This is a genomic window from Duganella violaceipulchra, from assembly GCF_019166075.1.
GTDB lineage: Bacteria > Pseudomonadota > Gammaproteobacteria > Burkholderiales > Burkholderiaceae_D > Rugamonas > Rugamonas violaceipulchra.
On record NZ_JAHTGR010000131.1, the window covers coordinates 1 to 435 of the forward strand.

General features: G+C 65.7%; 1 protein-coding gene. It reads right to left on the minus strand.

Annotated elements, in window-relative coordinates; translation table 11 throughout:
* A partial coding sequence (locus KVP70_RS33310) for a condensation domain-containing protein (RefSeq protein ID WP_217946718.1) occupies positions 1-435 on the minus strand: 435 nt, incomplete at both ends.

A 435-nucleotide genomic window follows, 5' to 3' on the forward strand; every position in this document is an offset into this window, starting at 1 on the left:
GACCAGCCGTCCGAGATGATGTGGTGCTGGGTGATCAGCAGGATGTGTTCCTGCTCGCCCAGCCGCAGCAGTTGGCCGCGGATCAACGGACCTTGGGCCAGGTCGAACGCTTGGCGGGCTTCGTCCGTGCCGATGCGACTGACGGCGAACGCTTGTTCATGCCCGGGCAGGTGGCGCAGGTCGTGTGTTACCAGGCAGAAGCCGCAATCGGCCGGTGCGATCCTTTGTTCGGCTGCGCCTGCGCTTTGCACGAACGTGGTGCGCAGGACTTCGTGACGCGCGACGATGCGGTCCAGGGTCGCTTGCAACGCCGCACAGTCGAGCTGGCCTTTCAGTCTTAGAGCGGCCGGCATGTGGTAGGCCGCGCCGGCGGCATGGTCGAGTTGGTCGAGGAACCAGAGCCGTTGCTGGGCCCACGAGAGCGGCAAGGCTTGG